Origin of the sequence: Caulobacter sp. D5 (assembly GCF_003185805.1) — a bacterium.
Lineage (GTDB): Bacteria > Pseudomonadota > Alphaproteobacteria > Caulobacterales > Caulobacteraceae > Caulobacter.
In genome coordinates this window covers 1-19,948 of sequence record NZ_QHJY01000056.1, presented here as the reverse complement: position 1 = coordinate 19,948, position 19,948 = coordinate 1, and the positions used below count along the sequence as shown (strand labels likewise).

Genomic DNA, 19,948 nt, shown 5'->3' with positions numbered 1-19,948 from the left:
GCCCGCGACGACTACGACCGCCGCTACGGCCGCGGATCCTATGACCGCCGCTATCCGGACGCTGGCGACCGCTACGAGACCGACCCCTACGCGGGCAATCCGCCGCCCGTCTATGGCGACAACACCAGGCCCTCGGGCGGCAGCTACAGCGACCCGTGCCGTGACGACGCCAGGCGCAACGCCACGGCCGGCGGGGTGATCGGCGCCCTGGCCGGGGCGGTGATCGGCTCCAATGTCGCGGCCCGCAACGCCAAGACCGAAGGCGCGGTGCTGGGGGCCGTGGTCGGCGCCGGCGCGGGCGCGGCCATCGGCAACTCGGCCGCCAAGGCCCGTTGCGACAGCCGCGGCCAGTACTGGTCCTACGACGACACCGTGCCCTACCGCGAAAGCGCCGACTATCGCGACCGGGCCGGCGGCTACTCGGAATGGAACCGCTACAACGAGCGCAAGTGCCGCCTCGTGCAGGCCCCGACCGAATACCAGGGCCGCACCGAAAGCCGCTACGTCCGCGTCTGTCCCGACAGCGACGGCCGCTACCGCGTCGACGGCTGATCCACGCCTGAGTTCCCGCGTCGGGCTCTCGACATAGAACCGACGCGGAGCTTCGGCGTTATTCCCCGCAAGGGACATAGAACAACACTCTCAACGGAGGTCGCCATGCGCGCCCAAATGAAAACCCTGATCGTCGCGGTGAGCCTGGCCTTCACCGCCTCCACCGTCGCGGTCACCGTCGCCGAGGCCCAGCAGCGCCGCGAGCGCGTGCTGGTCTGCAAGAGCACCAAGAAGGCGCGCAACAAGGGCACCGTGATCGGCGGCCTCAGCGGCGGCGCGCTCGGCGCGGCCGTGGCCGGCAACGGCGCCAAGACCGAGGGCGCGATCCTCGGCGGCGTGGTCGGCGCGGTCGCCGGCAACCAGATCGCCAAGCACAATTCCAAGAAGAACTGCCACTACGAGTACCGCTACCGCTAAGCCGGAAGCGACGGGCGGCGGAAAGCCGCTTCGAAAGGTCGAGGGGCCCGTTCGCGAGGACGGGCCCTTTTTCGTTTCACTTCGCCCCAAGGCGCGTTGGAATACGATGGCGCTAGACCCCTACATCCTGTTTCTCCTCGGCGTCGGCGTGATCGTGCTGCTGGTCGCCTGGCTGCCGATGGCGCTGCGCAACCTGCCCCTGTCGCTGGCCATTCTCTGCGTCGCCATCGGCGTCGTGGTGTTCCACGCCGGCGGCCTGCCGTTCCGGCCCGATCCCCTGCGCTTTTCCACCCTGACCGAGCGGCTGACCGAACTGGTCGTGCTGGTCTCGCTGATGGGCGCGGGGCTGAAGATCGACCGCCGCCTCGGCTGGAAGGCCTGGAGCTCGTCCTGGCGGCTGATCGCAATCACCATGCCCCTGACCATCGCCGGGGTGACGCTGATCGGCGTCTATGGCCTGGGCCTCGGCCTGGCCTCGGCGCTACTGCTCGGCGCGGCCCTGGCCCCGACCGACCCGGTGCTGGCTTCCGACGTGCAGGTCGGGCCGCCGCGGTCGGGCGAGGACGGCGAGGCGCGCTTCGCCCTGACCTCCGAGGCGGGGCTCAACGACGGCTTCGCCTTTCCGTTCGTGCACCTGGCCGTGGCCGCGGCGGCGGGCGGCGGCTTTCTGTCGGCCGAGCGCCTGGGCCACTGGCTGGCCGTCGACGTCGCCTGGCGGATCGCGGCCGGGATCGCCGTGGGCTGGGCGGTCGGCAAGGCCCTGGGCTGGATCACCTTCAAGGCCCCGCGCGCGCGCCTCTCCGGCACGGGCGACGGCCTGGTGGCGCTGGGGGCGACCCTGTTCGCCTATGCCGTGGCCGAAGCGGCCCACGGCTACGGCTTTCTCGCCGTGTTCATCGCCGCCCTGGCGCTGCGGGCCACCGAGCGCGACCACGAATTCCACGAGGCCATGCACGACTTCGCCGAGCAGGTGGAGCGCCTGCTGATGATGCTGGTCCTGGTCATGCTGGGCGGCGCGATCGGCGGCGGGCTGCTGGCGCCCCTGACCTGGAAGGACGCGGGCCTGGGCCTGGCGCTGCTGCTTGTCGTGCGGCCGCTGGCCGGCTGGATCGGCCTGCTGTGGGCGCCGCATTCGCGCCGCGAGCGGGCGATCGTCTCGTTCTTCGGGATCCGCGGGATCGGCTCGTTCTACTACCTGGCCTGGGCCCTCAACCACGGACCGTTCGACGACTGGTCGCGGCTCTGGGCGATCACCGGCTTCGTCGTGCTGGGCTCGATCCTGATCCACGGCGCGACCGCCACGCCGCTGATGCGCCGCATCGACGACTGGCGGCGCGGCGCCGGCCTCATGAGCCCCAGGGAGCGCGGCGAGCCTAGTTGACCTGCGTCTTCTTCGGCGGCGCGGGCGGCAGGGCGGCGACTTTCACGCCGTCCTCCAGCAGGGCCTTCACCTCCTTGGGCGAGGCCTCGCCATAGATGCCGCGTTCCTCGGACTTGCCCTCGTGGATGTCGCGGGCCTCCTTGGCGAAGCGGTCGCCGACATAGTCGAAGTTCTCCTCGACCTCGCGGCGGACCTCGCTCATGGCGGTCATCATCATCTCGCGCATCTTCGCATCCGGCTCGGGCGAGGAACGCTGGGCCTTCGTGCCGGCGATGGCGGGGGCCATGATCTGCTTGCGCACGCCGGTCGAGCCGCACACCGGGCACTCGACGAGGCCACGGGCGGCCTGGTCGTCATAGTCGCCCGACGAGCCGAACCAGCCTTCGAACTCATGTTCGTGATCGCAGGCGAGGGCGTACTTGATCATGACGTCAGTATGGGCTCACGGCCCGACGAAGTCGCGGGCGTTGGTCAGGACCGGGATAGCCGCGCGCGCCTTGTCGGCGGCCGCCAGGTCGAGATCGGCGATCAGCACGCCCGGCTCGTCGTGGTCAAGCTTGCCGATCACCTCGCCCCACGGACCGATGGCGATCGAGCGGCCCCAGGTGCCGCGCCCGTCCTCGTGGAAACCGCCCTGGGCGGCCGCGATGACGAACGAGCCGGTCTCGATGGCCCGGGCGCGCAGCAGGATGTCCCAGTGCGCCTCGCCGGTCGGACGGGTAAAGGCCGCCGGAGCGGTGATCACCTTGGCCCCCGCCAGCGCCAGGGCCCGGTGCAGGGCCGGAAAGCGCATGTCGTAGCAGATGGTCAGGCCGGTCGGGCCCAGAGGCGTATCGACCACCACCGCCCGCTCGCCGGGGGTGTAGACGGCCGATTCCCGCGCTGTCTCACCAGTGGGCAGCTGCACGTCGAACATGTGCAGCTTGTCGTAGGTGGCGACGATCGCGCCGCTCGGGTCGATCACGGCCTGACGGTTCGCGGCCTTGCCGTCCTCGCGCAGCACCAGGGCCGAGCCGACATCGACCCAGACGCCGTATTCCCGCGCCAGGGCCTGCAAGCCGCGCACCACCACGTCGTCCTCCAGCGGGACGAGGGTCGGCAGCAGCTTCTCCTTGTCCTTCTGCAGCACGTTGACGCCCTCGGGCGTCAGGATGAACGCAGCGCCCGCCTCGGCGGCCTGCCGCACCAGAGGCGCGACATGCTCGAGCGCGGCGGCCTGGGTGGCCGGCGTACGCGTCTGGACGAGGCCGACCCGAACCGTGGTCATGCGGCCAGCAGCGGGTCGAGCTTGCCCTCGCGCTCCAGCGCCATCATGTCGTCGCAGCCGCCGATGTGCTGCTCGCCGACGAAGATCTGCGGGAAGGTGGCGCGGCCAGAGCGGTCGATCATCTCCTGGCGCAGCTTGGGATCCATGCCCGCTTCGATCTCGGAGAAGTCGGCGCCCTTGTCGTTGAGCAGCTTCAGGGCGCGGGCGCAGTAGCCGCAGAAGGGACGGGTGTAGATGGTGACCTTGGCCATGTCGGTTCCAAAAGCTCGGATTCCAGCCCTCATATAGGACGGGTTCGCATTTCTGTAACGCGCGCGACGACAGTCAGGTCGACAGCCGAGGCTCCGGCCGCCAGCAGCGCCCGCGCGCAGCCCTCGGCCGTGGCCCCGGTGGTCAGCACGTCGTCGACCAAAAGCACCCGTTTTCCCTCGACCAGCGGCCGCCTGCGATCGGGCACGGCGAAGGCGGCGGCGACGTTGCGGCGGCGGCCGTCGGCCGACTTGCCGCCCTGGCTGACGGTGTCTCGCTTGCGCACCAGGGCGTCGGCCAGATAGGGCCGCCCGGCCGCGCGGGCCAGCGGCCGGGCGATCTCGGCGGCCTGATTGTAGCGGCGGCGCAGAAGCCTCGCGCGGTGCATCGGCACGGGAACCACCGCATCGGCCTCGTCCAGCAGGTCGGGCGCGGCGCGCGAGATCCAGCGGGCGAACAGGCCCGACAGGTCCGTGCGGTCGGCGTGCTTCAGCTTCAGGATCAAATCCCGCGAGTGTTCGTCATAGAGGCAGGCGGCCCTGGCCCGCGCGAAGGTTCGCGGTCTCGCCAGGCAAAGCGCGCACAGCGGCTCGCCCTGGTCGAACGGGAACGGCGCGCCGCAGCCGTCGCAGACCGGCCCGTCCAGAAAGACGATGCGGCTCCAGGCCCCGGCCGACAGTCCGGAGGTCAAGGCCGGCTCGCCGTCGAAGGCGCGCGGCGGCAGGATCAGGTCGAGCAGGCCTCTTCCGATACCGGTCAGGCGCGGCCCGGGTTTCCATTGCGCAAGGAAATCGCCATGTTCCGCCCGCATGACCAGTTCGCCCCTCCTCTTCGACCGCGACCTTCTCCGAGCCCGCCTCGACCGCGCCGCGCCCCATTTCGGCCAGGCCGGCTTCCTGAAGGCGCGCGCCGCCGGTGACGCGGTCATGCGGCTGGAGGCGATCCTGCGGGAGTTTCCGGTCGCCGTCGATCTCGGAAGCCGAGACGGCGCTTTCCGCCAGGCGCTGTCGGAAAGCGACGCCGCCGCCAAGATCGGCCTGCTGATCGACACCGATCTTTCGGCCCGCATGCTGGCCGGTCGCGGCGGCCCCACGGTGGTCGCCGACGAGGAGCGCCTGCCGTTCGGCGACGAGACGCTCGATCTCGTCGTCTCGACCCTGGCCCTGCACTGGACCAACGACCTCGTCGGCGCCCTGATCCAGATCCGCCGCGCCCTGCGGCCCGACGGCCTGTTCATCGGCGCCCTGTTCGGCGGGGCCACCCTGACGGAGCTTCGCCAGTCACTGATGGCGGCCGAGGACGAGATCGCCGGCGGCGTCTCGATGCGCGTCTCGCCCTTCGCCGACACGGTGGACGCGGCGGGCCTGCTGCAACGCGCCGGCTTCACCCTGCCGGTGGCCGACGTCGACCGCGTGAAGGTGCGCTATGGCCACCCGATCGCCCTGCTGCAGGACCTGCGCCGCATGGGCGAGACCAGCGTGCTGCTCGACCGCTCGCGCAAGCCCCTGAGCCGCAAGGTGCTGTTCCGCGCCCTGGAGATCTACCAGCAGCGCTTCGCCGAAGCCGACGGCCGCGTGCCGGCGACCTTCGAGATCGTCACGGCGACGGGCTGGGCGCCGCACGCCAGCCAGCAGAAGCCCCTGCGGCCGGGGTCCGCGAAGATGCGGCTGGCCGATGCGCTGGGGGTGAAGGAGCAGCCCGCGGGGGACAAGGCGGGCTGAGGCGGCGAAGACCCCCTCCGGCCCTCCGGGCCACCTCCCCCAGAGGGGGGAGGATCTAGTTCAGCAGATGCTCCCCCTCTGGGGGAGCTGTCGCGGAGCGACTGAGGGGGTCTACCCCAGCCCTCAGCTCACAAGCCAGGTCGCCGCCGCACGAGCCTTGGCGTCCTTGGCCGGCGCCACCACTACCGCCCCGTCGCGGTGAGCCAGATACCCACCGTCCAGCGCCCGGAACGACACGCCCTTGCCAGCCAGGCCCTTCACGCGCCTGAAGACGGCGGCCTTGTCGCCCGGCCCAGCCTCGCCGATCGTCACCTTCCCACCAACCACGCGCACCACATGACCCGGCTGCAGGATCGGCTCCAGCGTCACCTGGCCGCCCGGCCCCGCCTTCTGGCGCAACTGGGTCGTCGCCAGCGCCCCCTCGCCCACGCTCAGCACCTCGCCCTCATAGCGCAGGAACGCCCCCGGCCGATCGAGCGGCGAGAAGCGGTCCGGGATCTCGCCCGCCCCGGCCGGCACGCCGAAGTCCGGCGTCCCGTCGGGCTTGTAGTAGAGCCGCTGCACCCGCGTGTGGCGGTTGGGGTCGAACAACGGATTGCCCTTGATCGCCTTGTAGTCGCGGCCGTGGAACACCAGGACGTCGCGGCCCTGCTCGTCCGCCGTGAACGAGTTGTGGCCAGGCCCCCAGACCCTGGTCTCTTCCGACGAGACGAACACCGGGACCGGTGACTTGCTCCACGAGGCCTCGGCCATCAGGTCGGCGTCCGCGTCGGCGGTCAGCAGGCCCAGGCAGTAGCGGTCGTCGGTGGCGCTGGCCGAATAGGCGATGAACACGCGGCCGTTGCGGATCAGGGCGGCGGGCGCCTCGGCCACCTTGTAGCCGCGGGTCTCCCAGTCCAGCGTCGGCACGGTCAGGCGAACCGGCGGCCGGGCCAGGGTCGTGGGCGTGGCCAGCGGGGCCAGGTAGAGGTTGCTGTTGGTCTTGATGCCCGGCTCGGCCTGCGCCCAGCAGATGTAGCGCACGCCCTTGTGGCTGAAGACCGTGGAGTCGAGCGTGAAGGTGTCCCACGGGGTCTGCAACTGGCCCAGCAGGCTCCAGCGTCCCGACAGGGCGTCGCGGTCCTGGCAGCGCAGCACATAGGTGCGGATATGGAACGGCTCGCCCGCGTCGCCGGCCGCGAAGTACATGTGCCAGGCGCCGTCGAGCCAGTGCAGTTCGGGCGCCCAGATATAGCCGCCCAGCTTGCCTTCCTTGGGCCTGCGCCAGATCACCGCCTCTTGCGCCGTGGCCAGCCCCGCCAGGGTGCGCGACCGGCGGATGATCAGCCGATCGTACTCGGGCACGGACCCGGTCAGGTAGTAGAAGCCGTCCGTATGCTTGAAGACCTGGGCGTCGGCCCGCTGGCGGACGACGGGATTGAGCAGCGGCCCGGCCGTGGCGGGCGCGGCGAGCGCGCCTCCAGAAACGGTCAGGGCCCCGGCCCCCGCCAACATCACGCGCCGCGAAGGCTGCAAGTCGAAAGTCACCGCTCGTTTCCTCGGACGTTTCGCGCCTTCGCGCTATTTGTCTGAGTTAAAGCACATCCCGCAGCCAGGCGACCAGCGGAAGATCGGCCGGCGGCATGTCGTAGTCCGACAGCTGGGCCGGCTTCACCCAGGCCAGGGCCTTGTGCTCCTGCGCCGTCACCGTCCCCTCCCAGCGCCGCAGCAGATAGAGCGGCATCAGCAGGTGGAAGGTCTCGTAGGTGTGCGAGGCGAAGACGAAGGGCGCCAGGCACGCCTGGGCGACCGTGATCCCCAGCTCCTCGTGCATCTCGCGGATCAGGCACTGCTCGGGCGTCTCGCCCTTCTCGACCTTGCCGCCGGGAAACTCCCAGAGGCCGGCCAGCGACTTGCCCTCGGGGCGCTGGCAGATCAGCACCCGCCCGTCGACGTCGATCAGGGCGGCGGCGGCGACCAGGACGATGGGGCGGTCGGTAGGCGGGGCGACAGGCGTGCTCATGCCCGATCCATCGCGGGCTTTGCCAGCGCTGGCAACTCCCCCGACGCGACAGGCGTTGCCAAAGGGAGCTTCAAAGGAGAAACCCCATGGCCGTCGACGATCGTCTGGTGAAGAGCGGCGACCTTATCGGCACGCCGGTCACCGACCCCAAGGGCCACAAGCTGGGCGTCATCCGCGAGGTGTTCGTCGACCGCGACGCCGGCATCGGCCGCTATGTCGCCGTCGAGCCCTCGGGCCTGTTCACCGGCGGCAAGTACCATCCCCTGCCCTGGCGCGTGCTGACCTTCGACGACAAGGCCGAGGCCTATGCCGTCGAGATCACCAAGGACCGCTTCAAGGACAGCCCCGCCTACGACCGCGACCAGCTGGCCAAGCCCTCCCACGGCTGGGCCGAGCAGGTGGAACGGTATTTCGAGGGGTGAAGGCAGGCGTCCGCGCGGATCGAAACTTCGCCTTAAGGTGGTGATCGCTAACCTCCCCGCCCGACGGACCTGGGGAAGCGGACATGAGCGGTTGGAGCCTTCTTGGGCGTTTCGGCTTGCGCAAGGCCGGCAAGCCGGGATCTGGCCCGCCGCAGCTTGAAGGCCCGACCGTGGCTCCTGCAAAGCCGTCGCCCGCCTTCGAATACCACGCCGGGCAACCGACCGGCTATGCGGGCTACACCGACTACAACGCCATGCGCTGGGACCTGAACGACGATCTCGTCGAGCGCTCGCCGCAGGCGCAGTTTCCGCTCATCGGGTTCGCCCTGGGCGTCGTGGAAACCGTCCATGAGCGGCTAAGGAACGCGGGGTCGATACCGGCGAAAATTCCGATCGCGACCACCGACACATGGGAAGGCGAGACCCTCGCCTGGATGAACGCCCTGCAACGCAATGGCGTCGACAATGCCGACCCGTCCACCTCGAACTTCCACTCGGCGCTGCGTGACGCGGCAGACAGACTCGGCAAGGAAGGTCCCCGCCGGTTCAGAAACGCGCAGAGAAGCGGCCCGAGAGAGAGCATCGCAACGAGCGGACTGACTCCGGTCGAACTCTCGGCGCTGCTGGAAGTGATGGACGATCAGCGCAAACGCGGGGCGGCGCTCGCCGAGGCCGCGCTCGACCACCTCGGCTGGACCGCCACGCTCAGGCCGTGAAGCAGAAGGCGGCTTGAGGTGAGCCGCCGCCCCCCCCGGTGATCAGCCCACTTTCACCGAGCCCAGCACTGTCTCCACTTCCGGCAGTTCGGCGGCGAAGTAGTGCTCGCTGGGGGCCAGGAACAGCACGACGTAGAGCTTGCCGTTCACGTCGGCCACCTGGGCCGCGCCCGAGATGTCGAGGCCTTCCTTGGTCTTGGCCTTGAGGTCGAAGCGCAGGCCGTCGGCCGAGCCCACCTTGGCCGGGCGCAGGTTGTCGGTCTCGACGCGCTGGTAATCGAGGGCCGCGACGCTGTCGGTGACGAACTCCACCAGCTCGGTCGGGGCCATGCCGGCGCGATAGGTCGGGGTCGGGCGCTCCTTGGCGGTCGGCTTGACCATGAACTCGCCGGGGGCGAGGCCGTCGGTCACGTAGAGGCGGTTGAGCAGCGGGCCGTCCATCGACAGCAGGCGCACCTTGGCCGGGCGGGCGAACATGATGGCGCTGATGTCCGACCACTCGTGGCCGAGAGTCACGGTGGCCGTGCCGATCTTGTAGGGGCCGGCCGGGGCCGAGGTGACGCTGACGCAGGCCGACAGGCTCATGAGCAGCGCGCAAGGCGCCAGCAGGCGAACGACGTTGGTGCGGATCATGTCGCGCTTCCTTCGGAGAGTTTCTTGAGGCTGGCCTCGACCAGCCAGCGGTCCTGCGCCTGGGGGGCGCGGGCGAGATAGGTTTCGTAGGCGGCCTTGGCGCCCGGGCGGTCGCCGGCCTGCAGGGTCAGGTCGCCCAGGGTGCGCCAGGTGGCGACCGGGGCGTCGGGATAGGTCCCGGCCTGGGCGTAGGCCTTGCGGGCCAGCTCCAGATCACCCTCGCCGCGCCGCTGGCGATAGGCCTCGGCGCGATAGAAGGTCAGCAGGCCCTGGTCCTCGCCCTCGGCCGCCAGGCGGTCGATCAGGGCCAGGCTCTGGCCGTAGTCGCGCCGGCGCAGATCATCCTTCAGCCAGGCGGCCAGGTGCGGGCGGATGACGGCGCGATAGGCCTTTCGGTCGGCGGTGGAGGCCTTGGTCGGCGTCTTGGCGGCCAGGTCGTCCAGCGCCTTGACCCGCTCGCTGCTGACCGGGTGGGTGCTGAAGATGTTGGCCCGGGCTTCCTGGTCGCGCACGCGCTTGAAGCTCGACGATCCGGTCTCGGCGATCAGCGAGCGCCACAGGCTCGCCCCTGCGGCCGGGTCGTAGCCGGCGGCCACGGCCCGCTTGAAGCCCAGGCCGTCGGCCTCGACCTCGTTCTCGCGCGAATAGCCGAAATAGGCGGCCAACTGGCCCAGATAGAGCAGGTCGTTCAGCGCCCCGGCCGCGCGCATGATGTCGTTGGCGCCCTGGGCCGAGCCGGCGTTGACCGCCGCCCCCATGGCCACCGCCGCCACGGCGAACTGCACGGCCATGGTCGCGCCCAGCCTGGCCTTCAGCGTCCGGTAGGCCTCGATCGAGTGGTTCTCGGCGAAGTGGCCGACCTCGTGGCCCAGCACGAAGGCCAGTTCGTCCTCGCTCTGCACCCGCAGCAGCAGGCCCGACCACACCTCGCCGTAGCCGTTGGGGGCCATCTGGGCGTTGAAGAACGGCCGGTCCATCACATAGACGCGGATGTCGCCCTGGTACTCGGGCGCCAGCTTGGCGACGACGCCGGTGACATAGGCGTTCAGCGCCGGGTCGCGGTTGCGCTCGACCGACTGGCGGGCCGCCAGCTCGGCCTTTTCGGACAGCGCCCAGATGCCGCCCTCGTCGGAGGTGTCGGTCGGGCGCAGGTGCGGGGCGCGGGGTTGGGCGCCCGCCGGCGCGACCGCCAGGACGGCGGCGGCCAGCAGGGCCAGGCCCTTCGCCCTGGGGCGAAGGACGCGGGGCATCAGAGCGGCGCGTCCTTCAGCAGGGCCTTGGCGAAGGTCTCCGCGCCCTCGGGCGAGCGCATGTCGGAGTCCGTGCCGGCCACGGCCACGTTGAACCACACCACCTTGCCGGTCTTCAGATCGACCAGCGAGGTGAAGGCGTATTGCTGGGCCATCGGCATGCTGACGCCCAGCAGGGCCGCGCCGACCATGGCCGCCTTGCGACCGCCGCTCGAATAGGCGCCCCGGCCGTAGGTGAACAGGGCGTAGTCGGCGTCATAGGCCTGGGCCAGGGTCTGGGTGCCGTTCCCCAGCGTCCAGTCGAAGCTCTTCTTGGTCGGCAGCGAATAGAGGCCGTAGTTGAAGCCCCGGATCGAGTTGCCGACGGCCTCGTGCAGGCGCAGCAGCTGCAGGGCGCGCGGGTCCTCGACGGAGGTCGGATCCAGCGAGCGGAAGACGTGCGACTTGGCCGTCGCAGCCTCTTCCAGTTCGCGCTTGATGTTGCCCCTCGCCTGGCTCGACCAGTCGGCGCGCGCCTCCTGGATGCCGGTGACGGTCAGCAGGCCAAGCTCGATGTCCGGCTGGACGATCAGGATCTTGGCGCCGGCCGCCGGCTTGGTCGGCGACTTGTCGGCGAGACGGGTGTTGGTCGTGGTGCAGGCGGCCAGAAACAGGCACGCCGTGACGGCGACGCTACGGAAAACGGACACGGTGAGCCCCCAGATATGCCCCCGACTGATTCAACCCCGAAACAGTCCCTCGCACGCATAGCGCTGCTATGCGGGCTCGTCGAGAGCAATCTTGGCGAGAGCGGCGCCCAGCTGCTCCACCATCTCAGAGGTGGTGGCCCACGAGCACATGAAGCGGGCCGAACCGTCCAGGAAGCGGTAGACGAACCAGCCCTCGCCACGCAGCCGGTCCAGCGCCGCGTCGCTCATGTCGACGAACAGGCCGTTGGCCTCCACCGGGTGCAGGATCGGATAGGGCATCAGCGCCGCCAGCTTTTGCGCCATGGCGTTGGCGTGCGCCGCGCGGGCCGCCCAGGGGCCGGTCCCGCCGGTCTCGTCCAGCAAACCGAGCCACGGCGCGGCCAGGAACCGGCCCTTGGAGACCAGCTGGCCGGCGTGCTTGATCCGCGCGTCCAGGCGCCGGCGATGGTCGGGGTTCAGGAACACCACCGCCTCGGTCGGGGTCGAGCCGGCCTTGGTCCCGCCCATGACCAGGATGTCGACGCCCAGGCGCTTGACGGCCTTCAGGTCGAAGCCCGCCGCCACGGCGTTGGCCAGCCGCGCGCCGTCCAGGTGCACGCCATAGCCCTTGGCCTTGACCGGATCGACCAGGGCCTTCAGCGCCGCTTCCGAATAGACCGTGCCGTATTCGGTGGCCGTGGTCAGCGACAGGGCCGCGGCCGGCTGGCGGTAGGAGACGTCGGGCTGGGCCAGGGCCGCCTCCAGCGCCGCCGGATCGATCTTGCCCGACGCCCCCGGCAGACCGATCAGCCCCACGCCCTGGCCGAAGAAGCCCGGCGCGCCGGTCTCGTCGGTGCAGATGTGGGCGTGCTCGTGGGCCAGCACCGCCTCGTGCGGCGAGGCCAGCAGGGTCAGGGCGAAGGCGTTGGCCGCCGTCCCCGACGGCATGAACTTGACCTCGGCGTCGGCGTCGAGCGCCGCGCGGATGCGGTCGCCGGCCGCCTGGCTGACATGGTCGGTCCCATAACCCGACGCCGTGCCGGCGTTGGCGGCGACCAGCGCCTCCATCACCTCGGGCATGGCCCCGGCGACGTTGTCGGAAGCGAAGTCGTAGCGGGCGGCGGTCATGGGCGATCACTCAGGAAAGGTACGCCGCCTCGATGCCGGGGCGGCGTCGCCTTTTCAAGGCCGGTCTTCTCAAGCCTTGACGCGCCAGGAGACCAGGGCGACGCGATTGTCGGCCGAGGGGCCGGCGACATCGACCACCAGGCCCACGCCCCGCCGCGGCCTCGCCCGCCCCGGCGCCTTGTCGAGCTCGCCGAACGCCTGGGCGACGAACTGCGCCCGCTGCAGCGCCAGATCCCTGAAGCCCTGCAGCCGCTCGGCCTCGTCGATGTGGCCGGCGACGCGGACGGAATCGCCGTTGCGCGGGTTGGGGCGGCTCTGGAACGCGTGGAGGGCGGCCTGGATATCCTTCCAGTCCATGCCCTCGGAATCGCCCCGCCCCGGCTTGAAATGGACAGGGAACGGCTTGCTCCAGCCCGTTTCGGCCGCCGCGATCGCCGGCGCCGCGACAAGGCCGGTCGCGCCGATGATGAATGTCCGTCGCTGCATGCGTCCCTCCCCTTCACGGTGAAGGTCGGGCGCGCACAACCTGACGTCAAGTCGGCGTCGCGCTACCAGGCGACCATCGCCATGCAGTTGCGCTGGTCGGCCTTGTCGTTCGGATACATCGGCTCGGCCGCGGCCTCGATGAAGAACCGTCGGCGCGGCACGCCGGCGGCCACCAGCGTCTCGACCACCACCTGGGCGCGGTTGAGGGCCAGCCGCTTCAGCCCGGCCTCCAGCTCGACGCCGTCGGCATGGCCCTTGACCGAGACCCGCCCGCCGAAACTCCCCTCGGCCGGATCGAGCATCCTGGCGGCCAGCTTGGGGATGTCCTCGACACTCCTCTGATCGATCTCATACCCGCCGGGCTTGAAATAGACGATGGTGAAGGGGATGGGCCGGGAGGAGGCTGCGGCCCTGGTCACGGCAAGGCCGGACAGACCCGCCGCCAAGGCCAGAACGTCTCGCCGCTTCATCATGCCCCCTCAGGCCGCGCGCTCAGGCGACCTGGGCCGCCCGCAGCGCCCGGATCTTAGGCCACAGCATGTTGACCGCCAAGCCGGCCAGCACCAGGCCCGCCGCCAGCAGCTTCCAGGCCGGCAGGCCCTCGCCCAACAGCAGGGCCGAGGCGCTCATGCCGAACACCGGCACCAGCAGGGCCATCGGCGTGATGGTCGCGGCCGGGTGGCGGGCCAGCAGCCAGCCCCAGGCGCCGTAGCCGAACATGGTGTTGCCCACCGCCTGCCAGGCGACGGCCAGCCAGGTGCCGAAGCCGGCTTCGGTCACGCCCTTGACCATGGCCGGCAGGCCTTCCAGCCACAGGGCCATGACCAGCAGCGGCGGGATCGAGAACAGGCTGGCCCAGACCACGTAGCCCAGCATGTTCACCGGCCCGGCCTGGCGCGCGACGATGTTGCCGCAGCCCCAGCTGAGCGCCGCCAGCAGGCCCAGCGCCACGCCCAGCGGCGTGGCCGAGCCGCCGCCATGAACGGCGATGATCGTGATCCCGGCGATGGCCAGCAGCAGGGCCGCGATCTGGAAGCCCCGCACCCGCTCGCGATTGATCTGCATGGCCAGGGCGATGGTGAAGAACACCTGGGTCTGGAGGATCAGCGAGGCCAGGCCCGGCGAGATGTGGCCCTTCATGGCCACGAACAGCAGGCCAAACTGTCCAGCCCCGATCAGCAGGCCGTAGCCGGCGAGGTTGAGCCACGACACCGCCGGCTTCTTGACGAAGAACACCAGCGGCAGCAGCACCAGGGTGAAGCGCAGGGTGGCGAAGGTCAGAGGCGGCAGGTGGTTCAGCGCCTGGCGAATGACCACGAAGTTCGTGCCCCACACCGCCACCACCGCCAGGGCCAGAAGGAAATGGCGAAGCGGCAGGGAACTGGGCATGGGGGCACTCCTCGGACGGCCCCTAACTAGGCCTTGGAAATGCTCGAGGGAACCGGCGGCTGGGCCAGAAGCGCCCCCTTTTTCTCCGTGCATCCCCGCGAAGGCGGGGATCCAAGCCGAACTGGCGACCGTGCCTGAATTCAGCGCTCCATCCGGACAGCCGGTTCGCAGCGGAACGTCAGCTTGGGTCCCCGCCTTCGCGGGGATTTGACGGATGAGGCGTACGTGGTCGCTACAAGGCGCGCGCCGCATCGTCCGACCACTGAATATTCAACCCGCAATCTCACAGTAAACGCGCCCGCAATCACTGTGACACCGCCATGAAGTTTTCGCGAAACCTGGAGCCCACACGGTCAAGTTTAGCACCTCGTTAGGTGTGAAACGGTCATTCCCCCTCGCGAGTGGAGGGCGTATTCCGATGTTCACCTTGCGCGACACGGTTTCTTCCTTGGCCCCGGCGCGGGCGGAAGACCTGGGCAAGACCTTGTACGAACGGTTCCGTGAGGAGCCGGACACCCTGATCGTCCCGGTGCTGGACGCCGACGACCGGCCCGTGGGGCTGGTCGAGCGCAACGCCTTCTTCCTGCGGATGGCGGCCGAGTACGGCCGGGCCCTCTACGCCAACCGGCCGATCGAGGTGCTGATGGATTCGGAGCCGCTGGTCGTCGAGGCCGACGTCGAGCTGGCCGCCTTCACCAGCGACAGCCTGTCCTATCGGGCGTCCGACCTGCTGCGCGGCTTCATCGTCACCGACGGCGGCCGCTATCTGGGCGTCGGCACGGTGATCGGCCTCTTGCAGGCCACCAGCGAGACCAACCGCCAGAACCTGCACGCCCTCGCGGAAGCAAAAGCCGACGAGGAGCGCGCCCGCACCTTCATGAGCGCGGTCGTCGAGTCCATTCCCTCGATGGTGTTCGTCAAGCGGGCCGACGACCAGAGCTACGTCCTGCTCAACCGGGCCGGCGAGAAGATCCTGGGCTATAGCCGCGAGGAGATGATCGGCCGCACCGACGACGACTTCTACGATCCGATCCAGGCGGCGATCTATCACGCCCGCGACGCCGAGGTGATCCGCTCGGGCGACATCAAGGTGATCGAGGAAGACCTGATCCCGCGCAAGGACGGCGCGACCGCCATACTGCGCACCAAGAAGATCGCCATCCTCGACGCCGACGGCCGTCCCGAATACCTGCTGGGCATCTCGGAAGACATCGCCGAGCGCAAGCGGGCCGAGGCCCAGATCGCCCGCCTGGCCCACTACGACCCGCTGACCGAGCTGCCCAACCGCCTGCTGTTCCAGAAGGACCTGTCGGACGCCCTGGCCCGCGCCGCCCGGCGCGAGGACCTGGTGGCCGTGCACTGCGTGGATCTGGACCGCTTCAAGGTGGTCAACGACACCCTGGGCCATCCGGTCGGCGACGCTCTGCTGAAGGCCGCCGCCGAGCGCCTGCGGGGCTGCGTGCGCGAGGGCGACACCGTGGCCCGCCTGGGCGGCGACGAGTTCGCCGTGGTTCAGACCGGCCTCAACGACCTGACCGGCGCCACGCGCCTGGCCGCCCGCATCGTCGAGGCCCTGGAGGCCCCGTTCGACCTGCGCGGCCACCAGGTGGTGATCGGCGGCAGCGTCGGCGTGGCGGTCTCGCCCGACGACGGCCTCGACAGCGACGAGCTGCTCAAGAAGGCCGACATGGCCCTCTACCGCGCCAAGGCCGACGGCAAGGGCACCTTCCACTTCTTCGAGCGGGCCATGGACGAGCAGCTGCAGGCCCGCCGGGCCCTGGAGCTGGACCTGCGCCGCGCCCTGGCCGAGGGCCAGTTCGAGCTGTTCTACCAGCCGCTGTTCGACCTCGAGGCCGACCGCGTCACCGGCTGCGAAGCCCTGCTGCGCTGGCGCCACCCCGAGCGCGGCATGGTCTCGCCCGGCGAGTTCATCCCGCTGGCCGAGGAGATCGGCCTGATCGGCGCCCTGGGCGACTGGGTGCTGCGCGCCGCCTGCGACGAGGCCGCCCGCTGGCCCCAGCACGTGCGCCTGGCCGTGAACCTGTCGCCCGCCCAGTTCCGCGACCGGCGCCTGGCCGCCACCGTCGTCCAGGCCCTGGCCGCCTCGGGCCTGGCCGCCGAACGCCTGGAGCTGGAGATCACCGAGAGCGTCCTCCTCCAGGACAGCGCCCAGAACACCGCCATACTGCACGACCTGAAAGCCCTGGGCGTGCGCATCTCGATGGACGACTTCGGCACGGGCTACAGCTCGCTGAGCTATCTGCGCAGCTTCCCGTTCGACAAGATCAAGATCGACCAGACCTTCGTGCGCGACATCCTCGACGACGCCGACGCCCTGGCGATCATCAAGGCCGTGCTCGACCTGGGCGCCAGCCTGGGCATCACCACCACGGCCGAGGGCGTGGAGTCCGAGGAGCAGCTGCACGAACTGCGCCGCCAGGGCTGCGGCGAGATCCAGGGCTACTTCATCAGCCGTCCCAAGCCGGCGCTGGAGATCGCCGCCCTGCTGGGCGTCGAGGCGGCCACGCCGCGCGGACTGTCGGAGGTGGTGGCGTTTTCGGCTCTGCCCCCTCAGTCGGCTGCGCCGACAGCTCCCCCAGCGGAGGAGCATCTCGAAGAACGCCGCGCCTAACAGATCCTCCCCCTCTGGGGGAGGTGGCCCGGAGGGCCGGAGGGGGACTGAGCTCGAAACACCCCTCCTCCGTAAAATCCCCGCGAAAGCGGGGACCCAGGTGTTTTATCGTCGAGCGCGGCGGGTGGCAGAAAAAGCCTGGGTCCCCGCTTTCGCGGGGATTTTACGGATTGGAGCGGGAGGCTCACTTCCCCCTCAGTCGCGGAGTTTATCCTCGGGCCGGCCCATGGCCGGACCCGGGGGCGACAGCTCCCCCTTCAGGGGGAGCGTCTTCCCGGCCGCCCCGCGCCAAACCACCGCAATCCCTTGCGTTTCTTGGCCCGCCCTTGACTTCGCACCTGCAATATCCGATATGAGCCCCGCGCCAGCCGGCGCTATCGGTGCTCCAGCCGCGTGACGGACCCCAGCGGGTTCAGCCTGTCGAGCGCCCTGAAAGCTTCTCATAGACCGCCCGTATCACGCGGGGCGCTCCCCACCGACCCGCCGCCAGGCGAGCCGTGCGAGGACCGCGCGCGCCGTCTCGCGACCGTACGAAAGATACGTCCGCAGTGACTCAATTCACCGACCTTGGCCTGGCCAAGCCGATCCTCAAGGCCCTGGCCGACAAGGGCTACACCCAGCCCACCCCGATCCAGGCGCAAGCCATCCCCGTCGTCATGAAGGGCCGCGACCTGCTGGGCATCGCCCAGACCGGCACCGGCAAGACCGCCGCCTTCGCCCTGCCGATCCTGCACCGCCTGGCCGAGGACCGCCGTCCGGCCCCGCGCCGCGGCTTCCGCTGCCTGGTCCTCTCCCCGACCCGCGAGCTCGCGACGCAGATCGCCGACAACTTCAAGGCCTACGCCGCGCACCTGGGCCTCTCGGTCGCCACCATCTTCGGCGGCGTGAAGTACGGCCCGCAGATGCGCGCCCTGGCCGCCGGCGTCGACGTCGTCGTCGCCACCCCGGGCCGCCTGATGGACCACCTGGGCGAAAAGAGCGCCACCCTCGGCGGCGTCGAGATCTTCGTGCTCGACGAAGCCGACCAGATGCTCGACCTGGGCTTCGTGGTGCCGATCCGCAAGATCGCCAGCCAGCTGCCCAAGGACCGCCAGAACCTGTTCTTCTCGGCCACCATGCCCAGCGAGATCGGCAAGCTGGCCGGCGAGCTGCTGAAGGATCCGGCCTCGGTGTCGATCACCCCGCAGGCCACCACGGTCGAGCGCATCGACCAGTCGCTGATCTACATCGAAGCCCAGCGCAAGCGCCCGCTGCTGGCCGAACTGCTGTCGGACCGCAGCGTCGAGCGCTCGATCGTCTTCACCCGCACCAAGCGCGGCGCCGACCGCGTGGCCAAGTACCTGACCGCCGCCGGCATCGAGGCCGCCTCGATCCACGGCGACAAGACCCAAGGCCAGCGCGAGCGGGCTCTCGCCGCCTTCAAGGCCGGCGAGGTCAAGGCCCTGGTCGCGACCGACATCGCCGCCCGCGGCATCGACGTCAACGACATCAGCCACGTGTTCAACTACGAGCTGCCCAACGTGCCGGAGGCCTATGTCCACCGGATCGGCCGCACCGCCCGCAAGGGCAAGGACGGCGTCGCCATCAGCTTCTGCTCGGACGACGAGCGCAGCCTGCTGAAGGACATCGAGAAGGCCACCCGCCAGAAGATCCCGTCCTTCGACCGCCGCAACGACAAGGCCCTGGCGGCCGCCGCGGCCGTCGCCGACAAGCTGGCCCCGGCCGAGAAGTACGTCGACCCGCGCAAGGCCGACCCGCGCAACAACGTCCCCTCGGAACTGCGCCGCAAGCGCAACCGTAACGGCGCTCAAGGCAAGGGCGGCCAGGGCGGCGGTCAACGGGACGGCCAGGGCGGCGGCGAAGGTCGTCAGGCCCAGGGCCAGGGCCGCAACGGCGGCGGTCGTAACGGCGGCCGCGGCGGTCAGGGCCAGGGCGGTCAAGGTCGCGGCGGCCAGCAGGCCCAGGGCGGCGCCAAGCAGGGCGGCGATTTCCGTGGCCCCAAGCGCGGCGGCGGCGTCCAGACGGTCGAGACCCGCTGGAGCCCGATCGACTGATCGATCTCGAGCTGACCTGAAGATATCGGCCGCCTTCCTCCGGGAAGGCGGCCTTTTCTTTGCCTGCCCGTCCCTCGAGCCATGCTCCGGCCTCCCCTCAGGTCGAGCCTGGTCGCCCCCGCGACGAAAACCACAACCCTGGGCCGCTCCGTACTGCGACGCTTGCGCGCAGGGTGGTCCCTCGACCCTTGCAACCCGTTGGGCCCTCGGATCATTGTTCGCCCGGACCCGGCTTTAGGGGAGCCGGTGGGAGGGACCAGACGCCATGCCGCAAGGCGACGGGCGAAGCTTGCCTGCGTTCACGCGTCTAGCCGGGGGCGAAATGGCCGAACGCGTTCGCGCGTTCGACTGGTCGCGCACGTCGCTGGGCGCGCGCGAGACCTGGTCTCCCAGCCTGAAGCTGGCCGTCGACATGCTGCTGGCGACCAATTTCCCCATGGCCCTGCGCTGGGGTCCCGAGTTCATCCTGGTCTATAACGACGCCTATGCGCCGGCCCTGCGCGAGCGCCACCCCGACGCCCTGGGCCGTCCCTTCACCCAGCATTCCGACGAGTTCCGGGCCACCCTGCTGGGCATCCACCAGGACATCCTGCGCGGCGAGAGCGGCGGCTACGCCCTGGAGCGCATGCCCCTGCAGGTGCAGCGCGAAGGCGGCGAGGCGCGCCTGGCCCACTTCGCCGTCAGCTACAGCCCGGTGCCCGACGACACCGCCCCCACCGGCGTCGGCGGGGTGCTGATCTCGGCCGTCGAGGTCACCGGCGCGGTCGAGACCGAGAAGGCCCTGCGCGACACCCAGGCCCGCTACAACATGGCGCTGGGCGCGGCTGGCGGGGTCGGCGCCTGGGAGTGGGACATCAAGGCCAACAAGGTCTATTGCGACGCCCGCTACGCCATACTGCACCAGGTGGATCCGGCCTTCGCGTCGCTGGGCCTGCCCGCCCAGCGCTTCACCCCCGCCGTCCACGACGAGGACCGCGACCG

21 protein-coding genes and 1 pseudogene are annotated in these 19,948 nt (G+C 70.2%); 9 read left to right on the top strand and 13 right to left on the bottom strand.

Annotated features, from left to right (window positions below; genetic code table 11):
- The 3 genes from DMC18_RS04465 to DMC18_RS04455 all read left to right on the top strand — a co-directional run.
- Positions 1-552 (top strand): glycine zipper 2TM domain-containing protein (locus DMC18_RS04465; protein ID WP_146217969.1); only part of this gene is annotated, 552 nt, incomplete at its 5' end.
- A 105-nt stretch (positions 553-657) separates the two neighbouring features.
- Positions 658-969, top strand: coding sequence for a glycine zipper 2TM domain-containing protein (locus DMC18_RS04460; RefSeq protein WP_110120195.1), 312 nt, complete (start codon positions 658-660; stop codon positions 967-969).
- A gap of 106 nt (positions 970-1,075) precedes the next feature.
- On the top strand, positions 1,076-2,350 hold the full coding sequence (locus DMC18_RS04455) for a sodium:proton antiporter (protein WP_110132721.1): 1,275 nt from the start codon (positions 1,076-1,078) through the stop codon (positions 2,348-2,350).
- On the opposite strand, the gene DMC18_RS04450 is transcribed toward DMC18_RS04455, so the two are convergent.
- The 4 genes from DMC18_RS04450 to DMC18_RS04435 are packed head-to-tail and all read right to left on the bottom strand — an operon-like array spanning position 2,343 to position 4,677.
- Positions 2,343-2,777, bottom strand: coding sequence for a DUF1178 family protein (locus DMC18_RS04450; protein WP_110120194.1), 435 nt, complete (start codon positions 2,775-2,777; stop codon positions 2,343-2,345). The genes DMC18_RS04455 and DMC18_RS04450 overlap by 8 nt on opposite strands.
- 15 nt (positions 2,778-2,792) lie before the next feature.
- A complete protein-coding gene (locus tag DMC18_RS04445; protein ID WP_110120193.1) occupies positions 2,793-3,617 on the bottom strand; it encodes a carbon-nitrogen hydrolase family protein in 825 nt (274 codons plus the stop codon).
- Complete coding sequence (grxC, locus tag DMC18_RS04440) at positions 3,614-3,868, bottom strand: glutaredoxin 3 (RefSeq protein WP_110120192.1); 255 nt, start codon at positions 3,866-3,868, stop codon at positions 3,614-3,616. Before grxC ends, DMC18_RS04445 begins: the two co-directional genes overlap by 4 nt.
- Positions 3,869-3,897: 29 nt before the next feature.
- Positions 3,898-4,677, bottom strand: coding sequence for a ComF family protein (locus DMC18_RS04435; protein ID WP_110132720.1), 780 nt, complete (start codon positions 4,675-4,677; stop codon positions 3,898-3,900).
- Here DMC18_RS04435 and DMC18_RS04430 point away from each other — a divergent pair.
- Positions 4,676-5,587: a methyltransferase domain-containing protein gene (locus DMC18_RS04430; RefSeq protein ID WP_110120189.1), complete on the top strand. Its 912-nt coding sequence runs from the start codon at positions 4,676-4,678 to the stop codon at positions 5,585-5,587. The genes DMC18_RS04435 and DMC18_RS04430 overlap by 2 nt on opposite strands.
- Positions 5,588-5,710: 123 nt before the next feature.
- Here DMC18_RS04430 and DMC18_RS04425 read toward each other — a convergent pair whose 3' ends face one another.
- Positions 5,711-7,114 carry a glycoside hydrolase family 43 protein gene (locus DMC18_RS04425; protein ID WP_233245257.1) on the bottom strand — a complete coding sequence of 468 codons (1,404 nt, stop codon included), beginning with the start codon at positions 7,112-7,114 and terminating at the stop codon, positions 5,711-5,713.
- A gap of 46 nt (positions 7,115-7,160) precedes the next feature.
- A complete protein-coding gene (gene mutT / locus DMC18_RS04420) occupies positions 7,161-7,589 on the bottom strand; it encodes an 8-oxo-dGTP diphosphatase MutT (protein ID WP_110120188.1) in 429 nt (142 codons plus the stop codon).
- 86 nt (positions 7,590-7,675) lie between these two features.
- On the opposite strand from mutT, the gene DMC18_RS04415 reads away from it, so the two are divergent.
- Together DMC18_RS04415 and DMC18_RS04410 are read left to right on the top strand one after the other, a co-directional pair.
- Positions 7,676-8,011 (top strand): PRC-barrel domain-containing protein, encoded by a 336-nt coding sequence (locus tag DMC18_RS04415; RefSeq protein WP_110120187.1) that lies wholly within the window; start codon positions 7,676-7,678, stop codon positions 8,009-8,011.
- Positions 8,012-8,094: 83 nt separating this feature from the next.
- A complete protein-coding gene (locus DMC18_RS04410; RefSeq protein WP_146217968.1) occupies positions 8,095-8,727 on the top strand; it encodes a hypothetical protein in 633 nt (210 codons plus the stop codon).
- Positions 8,728-8,769: 42 nt separating this feature from the next.
- Here the strand turns inward: DMC18_RS04410 and DMC18_RS04405 are convergent, their stop codons facing one another.
- From DMC18_RS04405 to DMC18_RS04375, 7 genes are all read right to left on the bottom strand, one after another.
- Complete coding sequence (locus tag DMC18_RS04405; protein WP_110120185.1) at positions 8,770-9,360, bottom strand: hypothetical protein; 591 nt, start codon at positions 9,358-9,360, stop codon at positions 8,770-8,772.
- Entirely contained in the window at positions 9,357-10,610 is a 1,254-nt protein-coding gene (locus DMC18_RS04400; RefSeq protein WP_110120184.1) for a M48 family metallopeptidase, read from the bottom strand. Before DMC18_RS04400 ends, DMC18_RS04405 begins: the two co-directional genes overlap by 4 nt.
- The gene (locus tag DMC18_RS04395; RefSeq protein ID WP_110120183.1) at positions 10,610-11,299 is read right to left on the bottom strand and encodes a hypothetical protein; all 690 of its coding nucleotides are present in this window, start codon (positions 11,297-11,299) and stop codon (positions 10,610-10,612) included. Before DMC18_RS04395 ends, DMC18_RS04400 begins: the two co-directional genes overlap by 1 nt.
- A gap of 66 nt (positions 11,300-11,365) precedes the next feature.
- On the bottom strand, positions 11,366-12,406 hold the full coding sequence (locus DMC18_RS04390) for a beta-eliminating lyase-related protein (RefSeq protein WP_110120182.1): 1,041 nt from the start codon (positions 12,404-12,406) through the stop codon (positions 11,366-11,368).
- Between the two features lie 69 nt (positions 12,407-12,475).
- The gene (locus DMC18_RS04385; RefSeq protein ID WP_110120181.1) at positions 12,476-12,892 is read right to left on the bottom strand and encodes a hypothetical protein; all 417 of its coding nucleotides are present in this window, start codon (positions 12,890-12,892) and stop codon (positions 12,476-12,478) included.
- Positions 12,893-12,954: 62 nt separating this feature from the next.
- Positions 12,955-13,362 carry an OmpA family protein gene (locus tag DMC18_RS04380; protein WP_158285858.1) on the bottom strand — a complete coding sequence of 136 codons (408 nt, stop codon included), beginning with the start codon at positions 13,360-13,362 and terminating at the stop codon, positions 12,955-12,957.
- Between the two features lie 22 nt (positions 13,363-13,384).
- Positions 13,385-14,281, bottom strand: a complete 897-nt coding sequence (locus tag DMC18_RS04375; RefSeq protein WP_110120179.1) for an EamA family transporter — start codon at positions 14,279-14,281, stop codon at positions 13,385-13,387.
- 418 nt (positions 14,282-14,699) lie between these two features.
- On the opposite strand from DMC18_RS04375, the gene DMC18_RS04370 reads away from it, so the two are divergent.
- The 3 genes and pseudogenes from DMC18_RS04370 to DMC18_RS04360 form a co-directional block, all read left to right on the top strand.
- Positions 14,700-16,913 (top strand): bifunctional diguanylate cyclase/phosphodiesterase, encoded by a 2,214-nt coding sequence (locus tag DMC18_RS04370; RefSeq protein ID WP_110132718.1) that lies wholly within the window; start codon positions 14,700-14,702, stop codon positions 16,911-16,913.
- A gap of 548 nt (positions 16,914-17,461) precedes the next feature.
- A complete protein-coding gene (locus DMC18_RS04365; RefSeq protein WP_110132717.1) occupies positions 17,462-18,967 on the top strand; it encodes a DEAD/DEAH box helicase in 1,506 nt (501 codons plus the stop codon).
- 322 nt (positions 18,968-19,289) lie between these two features.
- Positions 19,290-19,948 (top strand): annotated as a pseudogene (locus DMC18_RS04360) (histidine kinase); the annotation flags it as partial.